This is a genomic window from Streptomyces sp. NPDC051987 (genome assembly GCF_040680735.1).
Classification (GTDB): Bacteria; Actinomycetota; Actinomycetes; order Streptomycetales; family Streptomycetaceae; genus Streptomyces.
Genome location: NZ_JBFAXI010000201.1, coordinates 1 through 1,889, shown reverse-complemented (window position 1 = coordinate 1,889; position 1,889 = coordinate 1). Strand labels below are relative to the sequence as shown.

Annotated in this window: 1 protein-coding gene; it reads left to right on the top strand. The window is 73.8% G+C overall.

All coding sequences use genetic code 11. From position 1 onward, the window contains the following. Positions 1-1,889, top strand: a 1,889-nt coding sequence (locus AB0M11_RS41280) for a zinc-binding dehydrogenase (protein WP_365714137.1), incomplete at both ends; no start/stop codon positions are given.

The following is a 1,889-nucleotide window of genomic DNA, read 5'->3' as shown; positions in this document are numbered from 1 at the left end:
CCTGCAGAGCGGCATGTTCTGCCCCGGGCAGGAAGCCGACACCGAGCAGACGAGACTGCCGTTCGCCTGGAACGACATCACCCTGTACGCCTCCAGCGCCACCGCCCTGCGCGTCCGCGCCGTCCCCCAGGGCACCGACGGCATCTCCCTGAGCCTCGCCGACGCGACCGGCACCCCCGTCGCCCACATCGGCAGCCTGGTGCTGCGCCCGGTCTCCACCGAGCACCTCGGCGCTGCCCGGACCTCGGTGCACGACTCCATGTACCTGGTCGAATGGGTTCCGCTCGCCACCGACGACCCGGAGCCGGCCCCGGCGCGCGAGGCCGCCGACGCGGTCGCCGACTTCACCGCGCCGGTCGCCGTCGACCCGCACGGCGCCCTCGACCTGACCGCGCGGGTTCTCGCCGCCGTCCAGGCACACCTGGACAGCGCGGACGACCGGCTGGTCGTCCTCACCCGGGATCCGCTCACCGATCCGGCGGCGTCGGCCGTCTGGGGCCTGGTCCGCTCCGCCCAGTCCGAGCACCCGGGCCGGATCGTGCTGGTCGCCCTCGACGACGACGCCGACTCCCGCGCCGCACTCCCCGCCGCGCTCGCCACCGGTGAACCACAGCTGGCCGTCCGAGCCGGCCGCGTGAACACGCCCCGGCTCCGACTCGCCCGCACTGTCTCTGCGGACACCCTGGCGGTGCCGACCGGGGCCGACACCTGGCACCTGGGCGTCACCGCCACCGGCACTCTGGAGAACCTGGCGCTGCTGCCCGCTCCGCAGGTCCGCGAACCGCTCGCCGAGGGCCAGGTCCGCATCGCCGTCCGCGCGGCCGGGCTGAACTTCCGTGACGTGCTGATCGCGTTGGGCATGTACCCGGGCTCCGCCCACTTCGGCGGCGAAGGCGCCGGTGTCGTCCTGGAGACCGGGCCCGGCGTCACCTCGCTCACCCCCGGCGACCGAGTGATGGGCCTGCTGCGCGACGGCTTCGGCCCGGAAGCCGTCGCCGACCACCGCCATCTCGTGCGGATGCCCGCCCACTGGACGTACGAACAGGCGGCGAGTGTCCCCATCGTGTTCTCGACCGCCTACTACGGCCTGTTCGACCGGGCGGGGCTGCGCGCGGGAGAGTCGGTGCTCGTGCACGCCGCCGCCGGCGGTGTCGGTATGGCCGCCGTCCAACTGGCCCGGCACGCCGGCGCCGAGGTGTTCGGCACGGCCAGCATCGGCAAGTGGGACGCCCTGCAGGCAAACGGGCTGGATCGGCTCCACATCGGCAACTCCCGCTCGCTCGCCTTCAAGGAGGAGTTCCTGGCGGCCACCGGCGGCCGGGGCGTGGACGTCGTACTCGACGCGCTCGCCCACGAGTTCGTCGACGCCTCGCTGGACCTCCTGCCGCGCGGCGGGCGCTTCCTGGAGATGGGCAAGACCGACATCCGCGACGCCGCCGAGGTGGCCGCGGCTCACCCCGGTGTCGACTACCAGGCGTTCGACCTGGTCGAGGCCGGCCCGGACCGGGTCCAGGAGATCCTCACCGAACTCCTTTCCCTCTTCGAGCGGGGCGCGTTGGCTCCTCTGCCGGTCCGGGTATGGGACGTCCGCAAGGCCCCGGAGGCGTTCCGCCACGTCAGCCAGGCCCGGCACGTCGGAAAGGTCGTCCTCACCCTGCCCCGCGCCCTCGATCCGGAGGGGACGGTGCTGGTGACAGGTGGTCTGGGCACGCTGGGCCGGCTGGCTGCGCGGCACCTGGCCCAGGAGCACGGGGTGCGCCATCTGCTGCTGGTGGGCCGCCGGGGCGCGCAGAGCGAAGGCGCGGCCGAACTCGCCGCAGAACTCACCGGCCTGGGCGCCCAGGTACGGATCGAGGCGTGCGACGTCTCCGACCGCACGGCACTGCGGA